Below are 21,752 nucleotides of genomic sequence, written 5' to 3'. Positions count from 1 at the left end.
AGCTTGGTATACAAACTGCGGACGCGTTCCCTCCGTAACCCGTCCTGGAGCAGCCCCATGTGCGTCGAGTCCATCCCTCCGCCCTCCTCCCGGCTCACCCGGCGCGGCGTCCTCGCGGGTGCGGCGGCGCTCGCCGGGACCACGGCCGTGCTGGCCGCCGCCGCGCCCCGGGCCGGTGCGAGCCCCGCCGCCCCCGACGGCCGTCCGGCCGGCGGTGACCTAATCGTCGAGGGCGGCACCCTCCTGGACCCCGCGACCGGCGAGGTCACCGAGGACGCGGTGGTCGTCATCGTGGACGGTGTCGTGCGCGCGGCGGGCAGGCGCGGGCGGACGGAGATGCCCGCGGGCGCCGAGGTGCTCGACGCGCACGGGCGCTGGGTCCTGCCGGGCCTGGTCGACGCACACATCCACCTCAACACCGCGGCCGAGGCACGCGACGCGGTGCTGCTCGGGGCGACGAGCGCGCGCAGCGGCTCGACCAACTTCTTCCAGGACATCGCCGTACGGGAACTGGCCCGCCAAGCCCCGGAGCAGGCGCCCCGCCTGCGCGCCGCCGGTGTCTTCGTCACGCCCGACCTGGGCGACACGATCCTCGCCGACCCGGAGCTGACCCCGCTGGCCCGGCTGCGTGGCGGCGTGCGCTCGCCCGAGGCGCTGCGCCGCGTCGTCGAGGTCAACCTCGCCCGTGGCGCCGACGTCATCAAGACCCGGGTCAACGAGCGGGCCGGCCTTCCCGAGCAGGACCCGCTGGCCCAGGTGTACGACCGCGAGCAACTGTCCGCCGTGGTGGCGGCGGCCCGGCGCGGCGGCAAGGGCGTGCTCTGCCACAGCTACAGCGAGAAGGGCTGCCACGACGCCGTCATGGCGGGCATCCGCTCCCTTGAGCACGGCGCGTTCGTCGGCGAGCGCACGCTGCACGAGATGCGGCGCAGGGGGACGTACTTCACGCCGACCCTCACCGCGATCGCGGGCCTCGCCGAATCCTCCGACCCAGTGCTCGCGGAGCGCGGCCGCCAGTACCTGCCGGTCCTGAAGCGGGCCGTGCTCGCCGCGCACGAGCTGGGGGTGCCGCTGGCCGCGGGCACGGACTCGTCCGGCGGGAAGATCAAGCCCATCGGCCGCGAGGTGGAGCTGATGCGGGCGGCGGGGCTGTCCGCGCTCGACGCGATCCGTACGGCCACCACGGGCGCCGCCAAGCTGCTCGGCGTGGACCGCACGGCGGGTCGCCTCGCGCGTGGCTTCGCCGGTGACGTGCTCCTCGTGGACGGCGACCCGCTGGCCGACGTGACGGTCCTCAAGAAGCCCGTACGCGTGGTGCGTTCGGGCATCGCGCTCGCGCTCTGATTTCCCCCTCGTGAATCTGATTTTCCCCTCGTGAACCTGATTCCTTTCCCCTCGTGAAGGAGACCCCTATGACGCCTCTCTCCCGTCGCGGCGTGCTCGGCGCCGCCGCAGCGTTCGCCGGTACCGGAGCCGCCCTGTCGGCCGGCTCCCCGGCAACCGCATCGACCCGTGGTGGCGGCCACCACCCCAAGGCCGTGGTGTTCCGCAACGTCCGCCCCTTCGGCGCGAAAGCCCCTGTGGACCTCACGGTGGTCGACGGCCGCATCACGGAAGGCCGGGCCCCCAAGGGCGCCAACGTGATCGACGGCGGCGGCCGGGTCGCCCTGCCCTCGCTCGTGGACGCCCACATCCACCCGGACAAGACGACGTGGGGCGGCGACTGGGTCACGCGGAAGCCCGCGAGCGGCATCGCCGACTACTGCGCCCAGGACGTGGAGCTGTTCAAGAGCCAGGCCCGGCCGGTCGGCGAGCGTGCCCACGGCCTGATGGCGCACGCCGTGACCCGCGGCACCCGCGCGATGCGCGCCCACGTGGACGTGGCCCCCGCCTACGACCTGGCCGGGGTCGAGGGGGTGAACACGGCCCGCGAGCGGCTGCGGGACGCCCTCGACGTGCAGATCGTGGCGTTTCCGCAGCACGGCGTGATCCGGACTCCCGGCACGGCGGAGCTCCTGGAGGAAGCGGCACGCTCCGGCTCCATCGACCTGGTCGGCGGCATCGACCCGATCAGCTTCGACAACGCCATGGACGAACAGCTCGACCTGGTCTTCGGCCTCGCGGACCGCCACGGGGTCGGCGTGGACATCCACCTCCACGACCGCGACGAGAAGGGCACGAAGGTCCTGCGGGCGATCATCGAGCGTACCCGCGCGCTCTCGCTGCGCGGCAAGGTCACGGTCAGTCACGTCTTCTGCCTGCCGAACCTGTCCGACACCGACGTGGGCAAGATGGCGGCCGACCTGGGCGAACAGGACATCTCCCTGACGACGGTGGCGCCGAACGAGTCGCTCGTCCTGCCGATCGCGCGGCTGCGCGAGCACGGGGTGCGGGTCGGGCTCGGGTCCGACGGGGTGCGCGACGCGTGGAGCCCGTTCGGCAACGCCGACATGCTGCACCGTGCGCACATCCTCGGCTGGGTCACCGACGTCCGTCTCGACGACGAGCTCACCGACTGCTACGAGGTGGGCGCGCACGGCGGCGCCGACGTGATGGGCCTCGACCACGCCGACCTCGAGCCCGGCTCCCCCGCCGACTTCATCCTCGTGCGCGGCGAGTGCCTGCCCCAGGTCCTGGTGGACATGCCGCAGCGGGACATGGTGGTGCACGGGGGCAAGGTCGTCGCCAGGAACGGCGAGCTGGTGTAACCGCGGGGCGTCACTCCTCCGAAGCTGCCCGCATCCGGTAGTCGTACCGGGCGGGCAGCTCCTCGTCGGTCACCGCGCGCCACAGCTCGCCGAGCACCTCGGCGCCCTCGCGCAGGTCGGCCACCTCGAAACCCTCGTCGAATATCGCCCGCGCGGCGGCCTTCTCGCCCTCTGTTAGGAGCAGTTGGATCTCGACGAGGCGGAAGCGGCCCTCCGCGCGCGTGGCGGGGTGCAGGCGGTCCCACACTCCTCGGGCCGCCTCCCGCCGTCCGACCGCGAGCAGGACGCCCATCGCCTCCCTGCCGAGGGCTGCACTCGCGGACGTCCACAGGACACCGTCGTCGCGCCGCTCCTGACACAGGTCGTCGAAGGCTTCCGTGTACCGGTCGGCGGCGCGCTCCAGGTGCCCCGCGTCCTGGTCGGCGACCGCGAGGCAGCGCAGCAACGGCCAGCGCGAGGGGGCGAGTTCGAGGCCGCGCTCCCAGCTGCGCACCGCCTGCGCCAGGTCGCCCGCGTGCCACTGCGCCACGCCCAGGTGGTACTCGGCGGCCGGCCGCGCGGGCGCCGTCTCCAGCATGTCCCGCCAGTGCGGGGCGACCAGCGTCGGGCCGGGCGGCGCCACCCGGCGCGGCTCGGGGACGGCACCGGAGTGCAGGAGCTCCAGCCACGGTTCCTGATCGGGACCGAGGGTGGACTCGGCGAACGGCGTGCCCGGCAGCTTGTAACCCGCGCGCGAGACTTCGAGCGCGCCCCACCCGGACCCGGTGGCGAGCGTCTCGCCCGGCTCGGTGTCCGCGCACGGCCGCCACGCGTCGTACGCCTCCTCCACCGCGCCGCGCGGCAGCGCGTCCGCGAGCCGCCCCTGGGCCTCCTCGCGCGCGGCCCGCCAGTCGGGGCCGTGCACGAGGCCCGGGTCCGCCGCCAGCGGGCCGTACGACTCGAGCCAGCTGAACTCGCCCTCGGCGTCCAGGCGTACGTGCTCGAGCTGGGTCCGCGCGAGGCCGGCCTGGATCTCCGCGTACCCTTCCGTACCGGGCTCCGTCAGCCACTCCTGCCAGCGCCGCCCGCCCGCGCCCGAGCCCCACACGAAGAGCTTGCGGCCGCGCAGCAGGTCGGTCGAGGTCTGGACGAGGCCGTGCCCGTCGTCGTCGAGCGCGGCTATCCAGCGGCGTGTGCGGTCCGGTACGTCGTAGAAGTAGTCGGCGGCGTACTCACTGCGCTGCGGGTAGGTGCGGTCCACGCCGTCGGTCCTCGGCACCGGCACCTTGCGCAGCGCGCCCGTGTACCAGAAGTGCCAGGCCTCGTCGGCCGGAGCGAGGACCCGGCGCTGTTCGGGCACCGCGATGTTGGACCACCAGTAGACCGGGACCGCCTTCTCGTGCGGGTTGCGGATCCGCACGCCGACGTGCAGGAAGTCGGACCCCTCGGGCAGCCACAGGTCCACCTGGAACGGCACGTCGCGCAGCCGCTCCCACTCCCAGAGCCGCAGCATCTCGCCGCCGTCGGGCGCCGTCACGCGCGCGGCGTGCAGGGGTGCGCAGGACAGCGTCGTATGGCCGGTGGCACCGATGTTCCACTCGATGCCGCCGGAGAACCAGGCGCCGTTCAGCGCGAAGGCGGCGGGCTGCAACACGGGGTTGCGGTAGAGGAGTTCACGGCCGGTCGGCTTATGGAAGAGGGAGTGGACGCGGCCGCCGAAGCCCGGCAGGACGGTGGCGCGCAGCCGGTCGTTCTCGATGACGAGGGCGTCGAGGGCCGTGTCGGTCCGCTCGCGCCCGTACCCGTCGAGCACCCGGGTCGGCAGGACCCCGCGCAGCGGCTCGTACCCGAGCTGGCGCGCCATGTCGCGCGGCAGTCCCTCTCTGCCGCGCTCGTCCAGCGTGTGCACCTCACGGAGCGGCCGCAGCGGCGGCAGCGGGTTCTCGGGGCCCAACGGGGCGGCGGGCAGCGTCAGTACGTCACGTCGCACGGTGGTCGTCACGATCACCATGGAACACGCTCGACGCCGTCCCGACCAGGGTCTCTCCCGGTCAGGATTGCGCAAAGGCCTACTTGCGGCGTCGCATGAAGTAGGCCCCGCACAGCGCGCCGATCAGGCCGGTGCCCAGGAGTGCCACCCACAGGGGCATGGTCACTTCCGGGATCAGGAGTCTGATCTTGGTGTGGCGGGTGTTCTCGAAGATGAAGACCAGGGTGAGGACGGCGATCGCGAGGACGGCGATCCTGCCGGGCGTCATGACGCCGCGGCCGCCACCGCCCGAGCCGCCCTTCGGGCCGCCCGTCGAGCTGCTGGGACTCATACGTGGACCTTCCGTCGGAGCTTCGACCGGCCTCCCCCGGTGACCAGCATGGGCAGCTGGGCCGGGTTCGCGCGCGGTGGATGCCCCTCCGGGGTGGGGGTGTGGGCCGTACGGGTGAACCCCGGGCCGGGTCAGCCCACCACGGGCAGTCCGAGCACCCCGGTGTCCTCGGGCGCGCTGGTGACGGTCACCGGCTTCACACCCTTGTTGCCCCCGTACGCGTCACGGGCGCCACGAGCCGGCGCCGACTACCGGCCGGTAAGTAACCGGCCAAGGTCACGCTGTGACACGTGTCAGGTACGGGTCAACGTCCGTGACGCGAGCTCTCGCCAGGAATTGACGGGAATGCAGCGCGCGAGGCACCGCGCGCGAGGAGCGGGCCTCACGCCAGCGCGGGCATCTCCAGCGTCAATGCCCCCTTGTCCGCGTCCAGTTCACCCGCGATCCCGAAGGGCACGGTCAGCGCCCCGTCACAGTGCCCGAACCCGAACTCCTCGACGACCGGCACCCCGAGACCGCCGAGCCGGTCGAGCAGCAGCGCCCGCACGGTGTCGTACGGATCGCAGTCCACCCACGAACCGAGCGCGACCCCCCGGACCCCCTCCAGCCAGCCCGCCCGCAGGAGTTGGGTGAGGTGGCGGTCGAGGCGGTAGGTCTCCTCGCCTATGTCCTCCAGGAAGAGCAGCCCGCCTTGGGCCGACGTGCGCACCCCGGGGGCGCCGACGTCCGAGGCGAGCAGGGAGAGGCAGCCACCCAGCGTGACCCCCTTCGCGCGGCCCGGCACGAGCGCGGTCCCGCCCGAGGCGATCACCTGCACCCGCTCGGGTGCGAAGAGCGTGGCCCTCAAGTGCTCCTGCGCACGGCTGTTCTTGAGGAAGTCCATGGCCGCGACCATCGGCCCGTGCAGCGTCGCGAGACCGAGGCGCGCCGCGAACGCCTCGTGCAGCGTGGTGATGTCGCTGTAGCCGACGAACACCTTGGGGCCCGCCGCCCGCATCGCCGCCCAGTCAAGCGCCTCCACCATGCGCAGGGCTCCGTAGCCGCCGCGGGCGCAGAGCACCGCGGAGACGGACGGGTCGCACCACGCCTCCTGGAGATCACGGGCGCGAGCGGCGTCGGTGCCCGCGAGGTAGTCGAGCCGCGGGTGGCGGTCCAGGACGTGCGGGGCGACGACCGGTTCGAGGTCCCAGCCCCGCAGGATGTCCAGGCCCGCCTGGAGCCGCTCCTCCGGGATGGGCCCGCTGGGCGCGACGACGGCGACCCGCGCGCCGGGGGTGAGCCGCGCGGGACGCGTCAGGGGGATCACTTGGAGAGCTCCAGGGTGGGCGCGGCGCCCGCCAGCTTCAGCCGGAACACCTGCGCGTACAGGGCGAGTTCGGCCTCCAGGGACCGGATCAGCGTGTCCGCGCGGCGGAATCCGTGCCCCTCGCCCTCGAAGGCGATGTACGCGTGCGGCACACCGCGCCCCTGAAGTTCGGAGACGAACCGCTCGGCCTGTTCGGGCGGGCAGATCACGTCGTCCAGTCCCTGGAGCAGCAGGAAGGGCACGCTGACCCGGTCGACGTGCTCCGCGGGGGAACGCTCCACGTACCGCGTCGGCACCTCGTCGAAGGGGCCGATCATCGAGTCAAGATAACGCGACTCGAAGTCGTGGGTCCCGCCCGCGGCCCACTCCGTGAGGTCCAGGATGGGGTAGATGATCGTGCCGCAGGCGTACACGTCCGTCGTGGTCAGCGAGGCGGCCGTGGTCCAGCCGCCCGCGCTGCCGCCGCGGATCGCGAGCCGGTCACGGTCGGCGGTGCCCTCGTCGGCCAGGGCCAGGGCGACGGCCGCGCAGTCCTCGACGTCGACGATGCCCCACTGCTCGCGCAGCCGGTTGCGGTACGCGCGGCCGTAGCCCGTCGAGCCGCCGTAGTTGACCTCGGCGACGCCGATGCCACGCGAGGTGAAGTAGGCGATCTCCAGGTCGAGCACGAGCGGGGAACGGCTGGTGGGACCGCCGTGCACCCACACCACGTACGGCGGGAGTTCCTCGTCGGGGGCCACGCAGGCCGGGTGGTGCGGGGGGTAGATGTGCGCGTGGATCTCGCGGCCCGCCGGACCGCTGAAGGTGCGGATGCGCGGCTCGGGGTAGTACGCGGTGTCCACCGGGTCGTCGTGCGCGGCGCCGATCACGCGGGCGCGGCCGGTGCTGGTGTCAAGCTCCACGACCTCGTACGCGCTGCGGGGGCTCGCCGCGACGCCGACGGCGCAGGTGCCGTTCACCGCGACGGTCGCCGCCCATTCCGTCCAGGGGCCCGCCGCGTCGACGACTTCGCCGGTCTCCGGGTCGAGCACGCCGAGCGCGGTGGCGCCTTTGCCGTGCACGACGGCGACAAGGCCGCTGTCCAGAGGGGCGAACCAGCCGGAGCCGATCTGCCACAGGGGGCCGCCGAACTCCTCCTCGCGCGGACAGACGGGTGCTCCGTCACCGCCCTGGGAGACGTCACCGCGGTAGAGGTTCCACCATCCCGTGCGGTCGCTCGCGAACAGCAGCCGTCCGTCGGGGGCCCACTCCGCCTGCGCGATGGACTCCTCGGGGCCGCCCGCGAACACCCGCGGGGCACCGAACGTGCCGTCCGCGCGGACCTCGGCGACCAGGAGTTCCGTGCCGTCCCACGGCATCCGGGGGTGGTCCCAGGCGATCCACGCGGCGCGGGCGCCGTCCGGCGAGAGGCGTGGCCCGGTGATGAACCGGTGCCGGTCGTCGGAGAGTTCCCGCACCGCCGCGCGGTCGTCGGCCGCCGAGCCGTCGAGCGGCACGGCGACGGCGACTCTGCGCACGTCGGTCGGCCCCTCCCCCGTGTACTCCTCCAGGACACACCACACCTCGCCCCGGTCCAGGTGCACACACGGGTCGATGTACCGCAGGCCGCCGCCCACCTCGGAGACCGGGGTCAGCGGGCTCGGCGCGGCGCCGGGGACGTCGGGCGCGAACGCGTACAGGCGCTGGTCGGCGAAGTCGGCGAACACGATCAGCGGTCCGTCAGGCCCCGCGGCCCCGGCCCACGAACGCCCCCCGTACTCGATGACCCGGCTGCGCACGTTCCACGGCTGGGGCAGCACGGACTCCTCCGCGCCGTCCGGACGCCGTCGCACCAGGGCGCGCCTGCCGCCCTCGGCGGGCCTCGGCTCGGTCCACCACGCCTCGTCCCCGACGAACCCCACGGTGGCCGGAGCGCCGTCGTGGGCCGCGGCGAGCGCCGCGTCGATGGGCGACGGCCATGATCCGTAAGCCTGGGTCTCCATCATGTCCTTCTCTTCCCCCATGATCGGTTGTGTTCCCTAGGCCGTTCTCAGATAGCGGTCGAGTACGCGGACGCCGAAGTGCAGCGCGTCGACCGGGACGCGCTCGTCGACCCCGTGGAAGAGCGCTTGGTAGTCGAAGCCCTCCGGTGTCCTCAGCGGCGAGAAGCCGTAGCCGGTGATGCCGAGTCGCGAGAACTGCTTGGCGTCCGTGCCGCCGGACATGCAGTACGGCACGACCTGTCCCTCGGGCGCGAATTCCTCGACGGCTGCCCGCATCTTCGCGTACGTCGACGAGTGGACCGGCGCCTGCAGCGCCACCTCGCGGTGGTGGAACTCCCAGTCGACGTCCACTCCGGTGAGCCGGTCAAGGGTGGCGGCGAACTCTTCCTCCCCACCCGGCAGATACCGGCCGTCCACATAGGCGACGGCCTCTCCGGGAATCACGTTCACCTTGTAACCGGCCTGCAGCATGGTCGGGTTGGCGCTGCCCCGCACCGTCGGCGCGACCAGGTCGGCGGCCGGGCCGAGCTTCTCCAGGAGCGCGTCCACGTCGAATCCTGGTGTGTCCAGGTCGGCTTGTTCCCCGTACAGCGCGGCCAGTGCGGTCAGCGAGGCCCGGACCGTCGGCGTGAGCCGCACCGGCCAGCGGTGCTCGCCGATGCGGGAGATCGCGGCCGCCAGCTTGCTCACGGCGTTGTCGGGATTCACCTTCGAGCCGTGCCCGGCCTTGCCGCGCGCGGTCAGCTTGAGCCAGCCGGTGCCGCGCTCCCCTGCCGCGATGGGGTAGAGCTGATTGCCGCGGCCGTCGTGGAAGGTGAAGGCGCCGGACTCGCTGACGCCTTCCGTGCAGCCCTCGAAGAGGGAGGCGTGCTGGTCGGCGAGGAACCCGGACCCGTCCTCGGCGCTGGCCTCCTCGTCGGCGGTGAACGCGATCACGATGTCCCGCCGGGGCCGCACTCCCGCGCGCGCCCAGCCGCGCACCACGGAGAGGATCATCGCGTCCATGTTCTTCATGTCGATGGCGCCGCGGCCCCAGACGACACCGTCACGGATCTCCCCGGAGAAGGGGTCCACGCTCCAGTCGGCGGCCTCGGCGGGAACGACGTCCAGATGGCCGTGCACGAGCAGCGCGTCGGCCGAGGGGTCCGTGCCCTCGATGCGTGCCACCACGTTCGTCCGGCCCGGTGTCCGCTCCAGGAGCTTCGGTTCGAGCCCCGCTCCGGCCAGCCGCTCGGCTGCGTACTCGGCGGCGGGCCGCTCCCGGCAGTCGCCGCCGCCCCTGTTCGTGGTGTCGATGCGGATGAGTTCGGAGGTGAACCGGACGACCTCGTCGAGCGCCTGCCCGTCGACGTGTCCGGTGCTCCGATGCCCCGGCTGCTCCTCAGCCATACTGCTCCTCCACGGCAGCCGATGCGATCGTCGTGACCGCCTTGAACGTACGAATGCCCTCGTACATGGTCTCGCTGGTGTACGCGATCCTGCGCTCGCCGGTGCGCCGCACGCCCGGCACCACGGTGGACGCCATGGACAGGTGCTCGGCGTCGAATTCGAGCTCCACGGTGAACGGGCCGCCCTGGACCGGTTCGTGCCGTACGGCGAGCGGGGCCGCCTCCTTGGCCGCGGCGCGGATGTCGGAGGCGGTCCGCCGCGGGGTGCGGCAGACCGCCGCGTACCGCGACACGTGGTCCTTGACGGCGACCTTCAGCGCGCCGGGCGCGTAGCCGAGGGCGTCCTCGCAGGCCAGGTCGTCGCCGGTGACGAGGACGACGGGGACCCCGTACTCGGCGACGACGTGGGAGTTGAGCAGCCCCTCGCTGGCCCGGTCGCCGTTGACCCACACGCCGGTGATCGAGTTGGCGAGGTAGGTGTGCGCGAGCACACCCTCCATGCCGGCGCCCGCGTGGTAGCCGATGAAGGCGATGCCGTCCACGTCGTCGTGCTGGACGCCCTCGACCATGGAGAGGGACTTGTGCCGCCCGGTGAGCATCTCGGCCCGCTCGTCGAGCTCCTCCAGGAGGAGGTTGCGCATCGTCCAGTGGGCTTCGTTGATGAGCACCTCGTCGGCGCCCCCGTCGAAGAAGCCGAGCACGGCGGCGTTGACGTCCGAGGTGAACATCGAACGGCACCGCTCCCACTGCGGCGTACCGGGCAGCACGTCGGCCGGCCAGGTGACACCCGTGGCCCCCTCCATGTCTGCGCTGATCAGGATCTTCATGCCGCCTCACGCTACGCGTTCGCCAACTCCTGGACCAGATCCGTCGGTGACCGCGTCGCGTGCCGGTTGCCACAGTGTGCTGCGCAGATCCGATCCGCGCACCAGCTGGATCCGCCAGGGCTCGATCCGGATCACGTGGTACTCCGGGTCGTCCGGGCCGCCATGCCAGTAGTGGACCGGGTCGTAGCCGACACCGGGCGGCCCGCCCTGGGTGTAGAGCTCCCAGGCGTGGCGTCTGGACGCCTCGTCCTCCGCCCAGGTGGAGAGGGCGTCGACGTGGACGGTGTTCTGGCGGGGGTTCCAGTACGAGTAGGTGGTGTGCGGGTTGTCGGCCAGGTGGGCGGCCTTGACGGGGGTCTTGTACGCGGCGAGCCAGCCGACCGGGCGGCCGTCGACGATCTCCCAGACGGGCAGCAGGACGCGGGCCCTGGGACGGCTCTTCCGGTCGACGGTGATCATCGTGGCGTACTTGATGTCGCGTACGTACGAGAAGAACGTGTCCCGCACCTCGGAGAAGTCGCTGACTTTGGTGGTGGGCATGTCGGGTGCTCCTTTGTCGGGGTGGGGTGACGGATCAGTGGGTCGCGGGGACCTCGGGGGTGTGCCCGGCCGCGGGTTCGCCGGAGGCCGTCACCGTGCCCGGCCGTGAGCGCAGTCCGAAGGCGCTGATCAGTGCGGCGAGCAGGGCCGCGGCGAGCGGGATCCACAGGGCCGCGCGGTAGCCGTCCAGGAGCGCGGCGGGTGAACTCGACGTGGTGGCCCAGACGTTGACGGCGGTGACCGTGGAGAGGCCGAGGGCGGCGCCGAACTGGAAGGCGGTGTAGAGCAGTCCGCCGGCCAGGCCCTGCTCCTCCTCCTTGACGCCCTCGGTGGCCACGATGGTGAGCGGCCCGTAGGCGAGAGCGAAACCGAGGCTGAGGATGATCAGGCTGGGGAACATCGCCAGATACGTCCAGTCGGCGCCGACCGGCAGGAACAGGGCGTACGACAGAGCGGCGAGCAGCAGGCCCCCGAAGATCACCCGGGCGTTGCCGAAACGCTCGACGAGCTTGGGCGTGACGGTGGGCGAGAGCACCGCGTCGAGTCCGAGGACGATCATCGCGAGGCTGGTCTGGAGCGTCGACCAGTCCCGCAGCTCCTGCAGGTAGAGGACGACCAGGAACTGGAACCCGAAGAAACCGCCCGCGAAGAAGAGACCCGAGAGGTTGGCGCGGACCAGGGCGCCGCTGCGGAAGATCCCGAGGCGGACGAGCGGGGAGGCCGAGCGGCGCTCCACGGCGACGAAGACGGCGAGGAGGGCGAGACCCGCGGCGAGCGTGCCGATCGTGGCGGCGGCGCTCGCGTGGGAGGCGCGCTCCACGCCGAGGACGAGCAGCACGATCGCGCCGGTGACCGTGAGGGCGCCCGCCACGTCGACGCTCTGCCCGGTGCGGTCGGGCCGCGGGGACTTGGGGACGTAGGCGAGCGCGGCGGCCAGGATCAGGGCCGAGAGCACCACGGGCACGAAGAACACCCAGCGCCAGCCGATCGCGGTGAGCAGACCGCCGACGACCAGGCCGATGGAGAAGCCGCCGGCCGCGGTGCCGGAGTAGAAGAGCAGTGCCTTGTTGCGGCGCGGCCCCTCCTCGAAGCCGGTGGTGATGATGGAGAGGCCCGCGGGCGTCATGAAGGCCGCGGCGACGCCGGTGACGAAGCGGGCGACGATCAGCGTCCAGCCTTCGGTGGCGAATCCGCCGAGCCCGGAGAAGACCAGGAAGACGGAGAGCCAGAAGACGAACATCTGGCGGCGTCCGAAGAGGTCGGCGGCGCGGCCGCCGAGCAGCATGAAGCCGCCGTAGCCGAGGACGTAGGCGCTCATGACCCACTGCAGGGAGCCGGTGGACAGGCCAAGGTCGGCGCGGATGGACGGCAGGGCCACGTTGAGCATGGCGACGTCGATGCCCTCAAGGAAGATCGCGCCGCACAGGACGAGCAGGACGCCCCACTCCCGGGGCCGGAAGGTGACGGGGGAGGCGCTCGGCGCCCCGGCTGTTCTCTCTGTCTGCGAACTCACTTCTGTTCTCCGCCAATTGATCGTTGATGCGGGGGATTTCCCGGCTCACTCAGCCTCGGTCAGGGCGTACGGACGGAACAACGGCGAAGATCGCAACGTTCGTTCAACCAGGCTTACCGATCCGAGCTGCTGGGGGACGTCGATGGAACGCGATGAACTGGAATGCTTTCTGCTGCTTGCCGAGGAGCTGCACTTCGGCAGGACGGCCGAGCGCATGCGGCTGTCCCGGGCGCGGGTGAGCCAGCTGATCCAGCGCACCGAACGCCGCGTCGGCGCACCGCTGTTCGTCCGCACGAGCCGCCGCGTCGGCCTCACCGCGCTTGGCCGTCAGCTCCGCGCCGACCTGGAACCGCACCACCGGGCGATCGACGCCGCCGTCGAGCGGGCCGCGGCCACGGCGCGCGGCATCGACAGCGTGCTGCACGTGGGTTTCGCCAACCCGCTGGCCGGCGAGATCGTGATGAGGGCGACGGAGGCGCTGCGCGTGAGCCACCCGGGTCTTGCCGTGGAGATCTGCGAGGTGCCACTCGGTGATCCGTACGGGCAGTTGCGCAAGGGCGAGTTCGACGTACAGCTGACCGGGTTCCCGGTGCGCGAGGAGGACCTGGGAGGCGGTCCCGCGCTGCTCGCGGAGGAGCGTGTCCTCGCGATCGGTTCGGCGCATCCGCTGGCCGCGCGGGACTCGGTCTCGCTCGACGACCTGGCCGACGTGCCGCTCCTGACGATCGAGGGCGAGGTGCCCGACTACTGGCTCGAGCACCACGTCCCGTCCCGCACCCCGTCCGGCGAACCGATCGGCCGCGGCCCGGGTGTGACCAACATGCAGGAGGCGCTGATGCTGGTCGCGGGCGGCAAGGGCGCCTTCCTGGCCCCCGCGCACACCGGGACGTACTTCACCCGGCCCGGAGTCGCCTACGTGCCCTTCACCGACGCCGAGCCGGTCGACTACGGCCTGGTGTGGCGGGCCGGGCACGGCACCGGGGCGGTCGCGGCCTTCGCACGGACCGCACGCGAGGTGGCCCACGAGGTGGCGCAGGGAGACCCCCGGAGCGTGGTGCCGGGAGCCGTCACCGCGGCGGGCTGACGTAGGGGTCCTCGGCGCGGCGCATCGTACGGACCGCGCCGACGGCGACCACCGCCCAGACCACGAGCGCCGGCCAGACGAGCACCTTTCCGCAGGTCCAGAGCGCCGGTACGTCCGCGGCCGTGGAGGTGGACAGCGCGGCGACGGCGGTCATGCCGAGGGGAAAGACGGTGGCCCAGCGGCGGACGTCGTGGTGCGGGCGCGGCCACCGCAGTTCGCAGGCGACGAGCACCGCGTACCAGGCGAGGGCCAGGCCGAGTGCGACCAGGGTGACGGTCCGCAGGACGCCGTGCGCCGGGGTGGCCCACCCCAGCGTGCCGTCGGGCACGGCGGCGGCGACCAGCTTGGAGCCCGCGAGGGCGGAGATGGCCATGGCACCCGCGATGATCCAGTGGTCGCCCTGGCCGGTGGCGAGTTGGCGGAAGTCGAAGCGGAGCAGCACCACGCCGTACAGGGCGAGGCCGATGACGAAGAGCACGAGGGCTGGCCACATCAGCCATGCCTGCCGGTCGGCGGTGGCCACGGTGGCGGCGAGGACGACGATCGCCTGGGTGGCCACGCACACCAGGTAGGCGGCGCCCGGGACCCTGCTCTGCCAGTGGCGGATGACGTGGGACATCAGGAGCGGCCAGAGCAGCACGCTGAGGCAGAGCAGCGCCACCGAGACCGACTGGTGTCCGAGCAGGGAGAGGCGGGTGCCGAGTACCGCCGTCGCGGCGACGGCGGTCAGTGCGGGCGGGGTGTCGATCTCGTGGCGCCAGCGGTCCCGTTCGGTCAGCAGGTGCCGTACGAAGACGGTGGCGAGGAACATCCACACCAGCCCCGCCACCACTAGCAGCGCCAGCGATGCCCACTCCACGCCGAGCAGGTGCAGTGCGACGGAGAGCACGGCGGTGGCCATGACCGCGGCTCCGGACGCGGGCGGCAGTCCGTCCGCCCAGCGTGCCCGGCGCGGGCTGCGGCTGCTGGCTGCATCACTCGGCACGGCGCGACCCCATCGACGTACGAGCCCCTGGCCGCGATCTTGGCACGCCTGCGACGCCCCGGCACGTCGGCCGACGGAAGGGCGCGCGGCACCTGCCGCAGGTGCCTTGCCAAGCTCTATTCAACGGTCGTAGAGTTCAACACCGGACGAGTTCAACGAGTGTTGACTTTGATGTTCCGTCGCCCCCACGGCGCCCCCTACGACCAGGAGAGGCAGGGCTCGCTCGTGCAACAGATTCCCTTCCAGACGAACGACGGCGGTCTCGTCGCTCTCCTGCCGGACGGGCACGTCGAGTTCCTCGCGGCACCCGCCCGGGAACTGATCCTGCGTCACAACGCCGGAGACCCGGTGACCTCGGCCGAGTTGATGAGCCATGTCCTCACCGACCCCCTGGTGGAGCTCGAACGGTTCCATCTGTCCGCACCCGCCATCGCGTTCGTGGAGACCACGAACCTCTGCAACCTGCGCTGCCGGCACTGTTATGCGGACTCCGCACTCAAGCGGCCGGACGAGATATCCACCCCGCGCATCAAGCGACTCCTGGACGACTTCGCCGAGATGGGCGTGCTCCAGGTGTTCCTGACGGGGGGTGAGATCTTCTCGCACCGGGACGCCACGGAGATCATCCGGCATGCGCGCAGCAAGCCGTTCAGCACGCAGATCTTCACCAACGGGCTGCTCGTCACCGAGGAGCGGCTCGCCGAGATCCCGGCGGGCCAGTCGTTCTTCATCAGCTTCGACACCGCCGACCCCGAGCGCACCGTGCGCGGCAAGATGGACTTCCCCAAGCTGCAGCGCGCCTTCGAGATGATGCGCAAGCACGGACATGTGTTCCGCACCGCGATCTCCGTGCACCGCAACAACATCCACGACGCCGAGGAGATCTTCGACTGGTGCGCCGAGCACGGCTACCCCCGGCCCCAGTGGCTGGAGACCCACCCGGTGGGCCGCGCCCTGCTCCACCCGAACATGCTGCTCAAACCCGAGGACATCGATGAGGTCTTCGGCGTCTACCAGCGGTGCATGGAGCGGTACTCGTCGGACCCGGGCCTGCCTGCCGGCGACGGCGCGGGCTCCGGCAGCGGCGCCGGGCGGCGCGCGGCGGACGAGATCCGCGGCGTCGACACCATCAAGTTCTGCCAGCGCCTAGAACGCGCCGTGGGACAGGAGAAGTGCGGCCGCTCCGTCGTCTACGTGAACAGCCGTGGCGACGTGTACCCGTGCAGCAACTGCATGTCGGGCCAGCTCTACGGCGCGGGGAACATCACCGAGCGCTCGTTCGCGGACATCTGGGAGCACGGCTTCGACGAGTTCCGCGACATCCGGTTCAGCGACCACTCCGTCTGCGGCCAGTGCCCGGTGGCCCAGGAGGACATCTGGTGCCAGTTCCGCTGCCCGCCCCTCGCCCGCAACATCACCGGCGACCCGAAGGGCTGCGGCGCCACCGAATACCTCCAGGAGTTCACCCTGCGCTCCGGCCGCTACTGGCGCGGGCGCGCCCAGCGCGACGTACGGCTGACGCTGACCCCGCGTTAGCCGCCCCAGCGCCCTTTGACCCCCGCTCCCGACGACGTGAGCGGGCCCCCGTACACGGCGGCACCACCGAAGCCGCCCCACCGAAGGGAAAGATCATGGGAGCCGAGGAGAAGAAGGTCATCCGCATCCATCTGGAGCCGGGGCAGGAGGGCGTGACACTGAGCGCCGTCGGCGCCGCTTCGGCCACCGCACCCTCCGAGACGCTGGTGGAGGCCACCACCGTCACCGAGGCCACGGTCATCGAGGTCGAGGTCTGAGCCCCACAGGACCCGCAATCCGGCGCACCGCCGCCCGGCACCGGCCCCGCCCCTGACGCGGGGCCGGGCCGGGACGGCCCGCCGCCGTCCACATCCCCTCCGGTCCATATCCCGTCACAGAGACGAGGTCGCGACGAGCATGGAGAAGACCGCCTCAGCCAGTACCACCACCCTCCGCCCCGGCACCGGGCTCGCGCGACTGCTCCAGGAGAACCCCGCGCTGCGGATCGGCCAGGACGACTACAACATCAACGTGACCGCCAACTTCGGCGAGCAGCTGGCGGACCGGCAGGTGGCCGACACCCTGCGCCGCCACCCGGGAGCCGGGCGCCCGGCGCATCTCTACTTCCATGTGCCGCTGTGCGCGTACATCTGCCACTTCTGCAACTACGTCAAGCGCAAGGTTCCCGAAGGGCCCGAGGGCGAGCAGGCACCGCGGATCTGGACCGACATGCTCCTCGACGAGTCGGAGCGCCAACTGGCCCACTCCCCCTGGCTGCCCGAGGCCCGCATCGAGTCCGTGTACCTCGGCGGAGGCACCGCATCGCTGCTCGGCACGGAGCAACTCGCGCGCCTCATACGGCACATACGCACGCGCTACACGCTCTCCGCCGACTGCGAGATCTCCCTGGAGGGCAACCCGGACAACTTCCAGCACGACGAGCTCGCCGAGGCCTGCGCCATCGGCTTCAACCGCTTCAGCGTCGGCGTCCAGTCCCTGCAGAGCGAGGTCAACGCCTTCGCGGGACGCGGCCACGACGCCGCCATGTCGCTGACGGCGGTGGAGAAACTGCGGGCCACGGGAAAGCCGTTCAACGTCGACATGATGTTCGGCCTGCCGCACCAGAGCGTCGCCACCGTCGCCGACGGCATCCGCCGCCTGGTCGACCTCGATGTGCCCACCATCACCATCTACCGGCTGCGCAACGCGGACCGCGCGAAGATGGGCATCGGCAACCGCGCCCTGTGGAACGTCGAGAGCGTCAAGGCGCGGCTGAACGACGAGCACCGATTCCCCTCCCTCGGCGAGACGTACGAGATGCGCGAGGCCATCGTCGAGACGCTCCTGGACGGCGGATACCACCCGAGCCCCTGCGGCTGGTGGAACCGCCCCGGCGTCTACCCCGACGGGAACATCCCCCGCGTCTCCCGCAACAAGTGGCAGCGGCACGACTCGATGATCGCCATCGGCCCCGGCGCGTACGGCTGGCTGACCGGCGACGGCGACGAGATCGTGCAGACCCACAACATCGCCGACATCTCCTCCTACGCCCGCCGGTTACGGGAAGGGCCCGGGCTGCCCCTCGCCTCCGGCCGCCGTCTGGTGGGCCACGAGGCCATCGGCATGGTGCTCGGCTTCGCCTTCAAGGCGAACCAGCCGATCGACGCCGGGCGGTTCAGGAGGCGGTTCGGCGTGGAGCTGTTCCGTGACGAGCCGTTCGCCCCGGTCTTCGACGAACTGATGGAACGCGGGCTCGTGGAGCCGGTGCCGGGCACGGCGGAGAGCGTCGTTCCCACGCTGGACGGCGAGGCGCTGCACGAGGAGATCATCAGTGTCTACTTCCACCAGCGCGTCGGCGGTTTCGCCGAAGCAGTCTGCCGTCGGTGATCCCGTGGCCGTACACGAACGCACCCAGTGGCGGATCGACCCCGCGGGCTCGGCCTATCGCACCCGGCGGTCGTTCCCGGCCGGGCCGTCGACCGCGACCGTGCTGCTCGCCGGGCCCGGCAGTGTCTCCGCCCTCGACGGCGAGGGCCGCGACGACACCCTGCTGCGAGAACTGACACACCGTCTGGTGGCGGACGGAGCGCAGGTCCTCACCTGCGACATGCCCGAGCGGGACCGCGGGCGGCCCGCCGACGACTCCGACTCCCGGGCCCGGTCCGACCGACTCGGTCAACTCCTGCGCGCACACGAGCACTTGGCTGCGGGTTCGGTCACCCTGATCGGATTCTCGCTGGGCGGGCAGGCCATCCTGCGGATGCTCGCGTCCGGTGACCCGCGCCGGACGGACCGGGTGATCCTGATCGGCACGGTCCTGGAGGAGGACACCTTCCTCAGCAGCCAGATCGAGACCCTCGACCTGGTCTACGGCAGCCTCGACCTGATCGGCTACGTCGCCGAGGCCGACGACGGCCTGCCGCCCGTGGCCCTCACCCCCGACATGTACGGCAAGTGGTCGGCCGCCAGGCTCATCGGACGGCACGCACTCGACGTGCACGTCTACCTGTTCAAGGGGCTCGGACACACGCTGCACCCCTGCGCGGCCGGTCCGGTGCCGGACCCGGTCTCGGCACTGACCGCGCTGGCCGCCGGCCGGTGACGACGAACGAGAGGAAGCAGGCCAAGAACATGCTCTCCAGCCAGCGATTCGACAAGATCGCCGACAATTTCGCCACCAGTGAGGTGCACCGGTCGAGCCCGACCATGGAGGCCCTGCACGAGACGCTCGGCCCGCAGACCGGCAAGGACATCTGCGATGTCGCCTGCGGCGCCGGACACCTGGCGCTCTCCTTCGCCGACGAGGGCCCGGCCCGTCTGGTGGGCGTCGATCCCGCGCCCAGCATGCTCGAGTCCTTCCTCAAGCTCGCCGCGGAACGCTCGGCGACGGTCGAGTCCGCGGAGGCCTTCGCCGAGGAACTCCCCTTCCCCGACGCCTCGTTCGACCTCGTCGTGTCGCGTCTGGCCCCGCATCACTTCCGTGACATGCCGACGGCGGTGGGTGAGATGACCCGGCTCCTGAGGCCCGGCGGACGCCTCGCCGTCATCGACCTCGAAGGCCATCGCGACCCGGAGATCGACGCCCTCAACCATGAGCTCGAGATGCTGCACGACCCGACCCACCACCGCAGTTACACCCTCACGGAGTGGGTCGGCTTCCTCCAGGACGCCGGTCTGAACGTGCCGGTGGCCCGCGGCTCGCTCGCGGAGAGCCGTACCGGCGTGCCCATCAAGCGGTGGTGCGAGATCGCCTCGTCGGGAGCGGAGGCCGAACAGGCCATCCGGCAGCGGCTCTTCGAAGCCCCGAGCAGCCATCTGCACGCCCTGGGCATCCGCAAGGACGGCGCCGAGTTCCGCATTCCCGTACGCACCTGCATGGTGATCGGCGTCAAGCCGCTGCGGGGGGCGCGCTGAGATGCCGGTCATCAGGCTGTACTCGCCGGAGCCGAGTCCCGGCGAGACCGCGCTCGCCCAACTGGCCGCCTCGGTGACCGAGTTGCTCGGTATTCCGGCGGGCCACTGCTGGCTCTGGTGGCAGCGGGTGGAGCCCGGCTCCTTCCACCGGCCGCAGTGGCAGGGCCCGGGAAATCCCGCCCCGGTGGGCTTCGTCGTCTGCAAGGAGAGCTACAGCGGGGCTCAGGTGGGCAGCCTTCTGCGGCTGCTCCGGGACCGCCTCGGTGATCTGCTCGACGTGCCCCGCGATGACGTCTACCTCACAGTGGGGCGCGCCACGGCCGGGGAGCTGCTGGTGAGGGGCGAGGTCTGGCAGGGCGAAACCCAGGAGCGGGGCGGACCCGGGGAAGTGACCGGCGTCGTGCCGATCGCCACCGTGCACAACGACCGCAAGGAACTCGTCGACGACCACTGGGGGCCCGTGGCCTCCGTGATCCGGCTGGACGCCCGGCGTTTCGGACCGGACGCCCTGCTCGGCCTGGACTCCTTCTCACATGTCGAAATCGTCTTCCACTTCCACCGGGTGCCGCCCGAGAAGGTGGAGCGCGGGGCCCGCCACCCCCGGGGGAACCCGGACTGGCCGCCGGCCGGCATCTTCGCGCAGCGCGGCAAGAACCGCCCGAACCGCATCGGCGTATCGCGCTGCCGGCTCATCAAGACGGACGGCCTTGACCTGCACGTCCTGGGGCTCGACGCGGTGGACGGCACACCCGTGCTGGACATCAAGCCGTACATGACGCAGTTCGCGCCGCGCGGCGAGACCGAACAGCCCTCGTGGGTCGACGAGTTGATGCGCGACTACTACTGAGCGATGCGGCACCGGGCGCGAGGCAGCGGGAAGAGACGGGGGCGAGGGCGACATGGCAGGGCCGACGGAGCACACGCGCGACGGACGGCGGCGCAGGCTGCCCGGAGCGGCGGGCAGCCTGCTCGCCGCCGTGTTCGTCGACGCCCTGGGGAGCGGCCTCTACATGGCCGTTTCCGTCATCTTCTTCACGCGGTATCTGGACCTGGGGACGGGCCAGGTCGGCATCGGCCTGTCCGTCGCCGGCGCCCTGTCGTTCCTGTCCCTCGTGCCGATCGGAGTCCTCGCCGACCGCGTCGGCCCGCGCCGGATGCTGGTCGCCGCGCATCTGGTGCGGGCGGCGCTGCTCCTCTGCTATCCGCTGGCCGCGGACTTCTGGGCGTTCCTCGTGGTGGTCTCCCTCCTCGCGGTGGCCGACCGCGGGGCGTCGCCGCTGGTGCAGGGGCTCTTCGGGGCGGCGGTGGGCAAGGAGGAGCGGGTCCGCGCCATGGGACGCGCACGTTCGCTGCAGAACCTGGGGCTCGCTCTGGGCGGTCTGGTCGCCGGCGCCGCCCTGCTGCGGGAGAGCGACACGGCGTACGTGAGCACCGTGTACGCCAACAGCTTCTCCTTCGTCCTCGCCGCGGCCCTGGTCCTGCGGCTGCGGACGCCCCGCCATGACGCGGGCGGCGGCCGACCGCTCCCCTGGCGGCAGCGCCTCAGCGTCCTGAAGGACCGCAGGTTCAGCGCGCTGACCTCGTTGAACTCCCTGGTCAGCCTGCACGTCACCGTGCTGACCACGGGTGTGCCGCTCTGGGTGCTCGCCCATGACGACATCCCGCGGGGCACCATCGCCTGGACGCTCGTCCTCAACACCGTCGTGGTCGTGCTCTTCCAGGTCCGCGCCACCAAGGGCACGCAGAGCGCGGCGGACGGCGGCCGTGCCCTGCGGCGCAGCGGCCTGCTGCTCGCCGTGTGCTGCGCCGTCCTCGCCGTCAGCGGTGCGGTCCCCGTCTGGGCGGCCGTGACCCTGATCCTCGCGGCGGTCGGCTTCCAGGCGTTCGCGGAGATGCACCAGCAGGCGGGGGCCTGGGCGATCTCCTACGACCTCGCGCCCGAGGACCGGCGCCAGGTCTATCTGGCGTTCTTCGGCCTGGGCAACGCCGCACGCAATACATACGGGCCGCTCGTCATCACCTTCCTCGTGGTCCAGCAGGGACCGGTGGGCTGGCTGTTGCTCGGGGCGCTCGTGCTCGGCGCGGGCGCCTGGGCCGCACGCCTTGGACTGCCGCGGACCGCGACACCAACGCTCGGCCGACCCGTGCGGTCCGGCGCCACCGCCCCCTGAACCACGGGGGCACCAGCCA

At 71.8% G+C, this 21,752-nt stretch carries 19 protein-coding genes; 10 read left to right on the top strand and 9 right to left on the bottom strand.

Going from position 1 to position 21,752, the window contains the following annotated elements; genetic code table 11:
- Positions 1–57 precede the first annotated feature (57 nt).
- Together ACWD02_RS19965 and ACWD02_RS19960 are read left to right on the top strand one after the other, a co-directional pair.
- Positions 58–1,344, top strand: a complete 1,287-nt coding sequence (locus ACWD02_RS19965; protein WP_451212252.1) for an amidohydrolase family protein — start codon at positions 58–60, stop codon at positions 1,342–1,344.
- Positions 1,345–1,412: 68 nt separating this feature from the next.
- On the top strand, positions 1,413–2,708 hold the full coding sequence (locus ACWD02_RS19960; RefSeq protein ID WP_451212249.1) for an amidohydrolase family protein: 1,296 nt from the start codon (positions 1,413–1,415) through the stop codon (positions 2,706–2,708).
- Positions 2,709–2,718: 10 nt separating this feature from the next.
- Here ACWD02_RS19960 and ACWD02_RS19955 read toward each other — a convergent pair whose 3' ends face one another.
- The 8 genes from ACWD02_RS19955 to ACWD02_RS19920 all read right to left on the bottom strand — a co-directional run bounded on the left by ACWD02_RS19955 (position 2,719) and on the right by ACWD02_RS19920 (position 12,486).
- Positions 2,719–4,698: a DUF5107 domain-containing protein gene (locus tag ACWD02_RS19955; protein ID WP_451212246.1), complete on the bottom strand. Its 1,980-nt coding sequence runs from the start codon at positions 4,696–4,698 to the stop codon at positions 2,719–2,721.
- Positions 4,699–4,756: 58 nt separating this feature from the next.
- Positions 4,757–5,008 (bottom strand): DUF1049 domain-containing protein, encoded by a 252-nt coding sequence (locus ACWD02_RS19950; RefSeq protein WP_451212243.1) that lies wholly within the window; start codon positions 5,006–5,008, stop codon positions 4,757–4,759.
- Between the two features lie 382 nt (positions 5,009–5,390).
- Entirely contained in the window at positions 5,391–6,314 is a 924-nt protein-coding gene (locus tag ACWD02_RS19945; protein ID WP_451212240.1) for a S66 peptidase family protein, read from the bottom strand.
- Positions 6,311–8,296 (bottom strand): LpqB family beta-propeller domain-containing protein, encoded by a 1,986-nt coding sequence (locus tag ACWD02_RS19940; protein WP_451213321.1) that lies wholly within the window; start codon positions 8,294–8,296, stop codon positions 6,311–6,313. Before ACWD02_RS19940 ends, ACWD02_RS19945 begins: the two co-directional genes overlap by 4 nt.
- A 36-nt stretch (positions 8,297–8,332) precedes the next feature.
- Complete coding sequence (locus tag ACWD02_RS19935; RefSeq protein ID WP_451212238.1) at positions 8,333–9,685, bottom strand: M20/M25/M40 family metallo-hydrolase; 1,353 nt, start codon at positions 9,683–9,685, stop codon at positions 8,333–8,335.
- Positions 9,678–10,511 (bottom strand): M55 family metallopeptidase, encoded by an 834-nt coding sequence (locus tag ACWD02_RS19930; RefSeq protein ID WP_451212235.1) that lies wholly within the window; start codon positions 10,509–10,511, stop codon positions 9,678–9,680. Before ACWD02_RS19930 ends, ACWD02_RS19935 begins: the two co-directional genes overlap by 8 nt.
- A gap of 6 nt (positions 10,512–10,517) precedes the next feature.
- Positions 10,518–11,051 (bottom strand): pyridoxamine 5'-phosphate oxidase family protein, encoded by a 534-nt coding sequence (locus ACWD02_RS19925; protein ID WP_451212232.1) that lies wholly within the window; start codon positions 11,049–11,051, stop codon positions 10,518–10,520.
- Between the two features lie 34 nt (positions 11,052–11,085).
- Positions 11,086–12,486, bottom strand: a complete 1,401-nt coding sequence (locus tag ACWD02_RS19920; RefSeq protein ID WP_451213319.1) for an MFS transporter — start codon at positions 12,484–12,486, stop codon at positions 11,086–11,088.
- A gap of 220 nt (positions 12,487–12,706) precedes the next feature.
- Between ACWD02_RS19920 and ACWD02_RS19915 the strand changes: the two genes are divergently transcribed.
- Positions 12,707–13,648, top strand: a complete 942-nt coding sequence (locus ACWD02_RS19915) for a LysR family transcriptional regulator (protein WP_451212230.1) — start codon at positions 12,707–12,709, stop codon at positions 13,646–13,648.
- On the opposite strand, the gene ACWD02_RS19910 is transcribed toward ACWD02_RS19915, so the two are convergent.
- The gene (locus tag ACWD02_RS19910) at positions 13,632–14,633 is read right to left on the bottom strand and encodes a tellurite resistance/C4-dicarboxylate transporter family protein (RefSeq protein WP_451212227.1); all 1,002 of its coding nucleotides are present in this window, start codon (positions 14,631–14,633) and stop codon (positions 13,632–13,634) included. The genes ACWD02_RS19915 and ACWD02_RS19910 overlap by 17 nt on opposite strands.
- Before the next feature lie 171 nt (positions 14,634–14,804).
- Here ACWD02_RS19910 and ACWD02_RS19905 point away from each other — a divergent pair, with 171 nt between their 5' ends.
- The 7 genes from ACWD02_RS19905 to ACWD02_RS19875 all read left to right on the top strand — a co-directional run bounded on the left by ACWD02_RS19905 (position 14,805) and on the right by ACWD02_RS19875 (position 21,733).
- Complete coding sequence (locus ACWD02_RS19905; RefSeq protein WP_451212224.1) at positions 14,805–16,169, top strand: radical SAM/SPASM domain-containing protein; 1,365 nt, start codon at positions 14,805–14,807, stop codon at positions 16,167–16,169.
- Between the two features lie 95 nt (positions 16,170–16,264).
- Positions 16,265–16,426, top strand: a complete 162-nt coding sequence (locus ACWD02_RS19900; RefSeq protein WP_389644163.1) for a hypothetical protein — start codon at positions 16,265–16,267, stop codon at positions 16,424–16,426.
- Between the two features lie 139 nt (positions 16,427–16,565).
- Positions 16,566–18,035 carry a coproporphyrinogen-III oxidase family protein gene (locus ACWD02_RS19895; protein ID WP_451212221.1) on the top strand — a complete coding sequence of 490 codons (1,470 nt, stop codon included), beginning with the start codon at positions 16,566–16,568 and terminating at the stop codon, positions 18,033–18,035.
- Positions 18,036–18,039: 4 nt separating this feature from the next.
- Positions 18,040–18,750: an esterase/lipase family protein gene (locus ACWD02_RS19890; RefSeq protein ID WP_451212218.1), complete on the top strand. Its 711-nt coding sequence runs from the start codon at positions 18,040–18,042 to the stop codon at positions 18,748–18,750.
- Positions 18,747–19,562, top strand: coding sequence for a class I SAM-dependent methyltransferase (locus tag ACWD02_RS19885; protein WP_451212216.1), 816 nt, complete (start codon positions 18,747–18,749; stop codon positions 19,560–19,562). Before ACWD02_RS19890 ends, ACWD02_RS19885 begins: the two co-directional genes overlap by 4 nt.
- A gap of 400 nt (positions 19,563–19,962) precedes the next feature.
- Positions 19,963–20,409: an SAM-dependent methyltransferase gene (locus ACWD02_RS19880; RefSeq protein ID WP_451213316.1), complete on the top strand. Its 447-nt coding sequence runs from the start codon at positions 19,963–19,965 to the stop codon at positions 20,407–20,409.
- Between the two features lie 52 nt (positions 20,410–20,461).
- The gene (locus ACWD02_RS19875; RefSeq protein ID WP_451212213.1) at positions 20,462–21,733 is read left to right on the top strand and encodes an MFS transporter; all 1,272 of its coding nucleotides are present in this window, start codon (positions 20,462–20,464) and stop codon (positions 21,731–21,733) included.
- The last annotated feature ends 19 nt before the right edge of the window (positions 21,734–21,752 follow it).

This window comes from Streptomyces sp. NPDC002853, assembly GCF_053591915.1.
The sequence above is the reverse complement of the archived record's forward strand: the minus strand, read 5'-3'. Positions and strand labels throughout refer to the sequence as shown.